Source organism: Pontibacter pamirensis (genome assembly GCF_010015475.1).
Lineage (GTDB): Bacteria > Bacteroidota > Bacteroidia > Cytophagales > Hymenobacteraceae > Pontibacter > Pontibacter pamirensis.
In genome coordinates this window covers 1-881 of the sequence record NZ_SSNI01000118.1, presented here as the reverse complement: position 1 = coordinate 881, position 881 = coordinate 1, and the positions used below count along the sequence as shown (strand labels likewise).

1 protein-coding gene is annotated in these 881 nt (G+C 52.8%); it reads right to left on the bottom strand.

Going from position 1 to position 881, the window contains the following annotated elements; translation table 11 throughout:
* Positions 1-8 precede the first annotated feature (8 nt).
* Entirely contained in the window at positions 9-737 is a 729-nt protein-coding gene (locus E1919_RS27200; RefSeq protein ID WP_237144899.1) for a transposase, read from the bottom strand.
* Between the last annotated feature and the right edge of the window lie 144 nt (positions 738-881).

Sequence of the window (881 nt, the reverse complement as noted above, 5' to 3'; positions counted from 1 at the left end):
GAAGCTGTTTAGTGTTTCAGTTTTTTGTTGATTTTTCGGATAAACATCACGCAAAATGCCAGCCAATGTAGGGCCTGCCAGTGCTGTGCTTTCGTTTCGAAACGTATGAGCAAGGCCTTAAAGCTATCCAGCCAGGCATTGGCATGCTCAATCACTACTCTGCACTTGAAAAGCTCTTCATCAAAGTAGACATACTCCCCGTCCGCTCGCCCGTTTCTTGGATTGAAAGCAATGTTAGCCTCTATGCTCATCTCCGAGCACAGGCCCCTGAAGCCCTCGGAGTCAAAACCCGCATCAGCGTTGAGGAACAAGCCTTCTGTTTCGATGCCTGCTTCCTGGAGCAGCCCGCACAACTCCTTGAACACCCGCTCTATCTCGAACAGGTCATGATGGGCTCCTGACACAGGTTGGCTGCAAGCCAGCAGGAGCCCCTTCCTATCAGCCAGAAACAGGCTGTTGCAGCTTTTGGCCGCCTTCCTGGCCTGGTAGCCAATGCACTCCCCGCCGTTCTTGCAGATGGTCTGGCTCCCGTCCAACTGCACGCACGACAGGTTCAACAGCCTGCGCTGGCTTTTCAGGAGCGCTGTCCAGGCTTTTCGCAGGCTGCCGTCAGTTGCCCACCTCCTGAAATGATGGTACACCCCTTGCCAGCTAATGCGCCTGTCCCCAAAGCACTCCTTTGTCGGCAGTTCCCGCCATTGGCAGCCCGTCTTGAGCTTGTAGAGAATGGCCGACACAATTTCTGAGACTTTTACCTGTAGCTTGGGACCTTTTTGCCCACGCTCAGATGCGGCACTATCCAGCGGTTTATGCTATCTTCGCTTATGACTTCCATCGGATTAGGTTTAGGTTGAAATGTCTTTGCAAACACTTTTACCAGC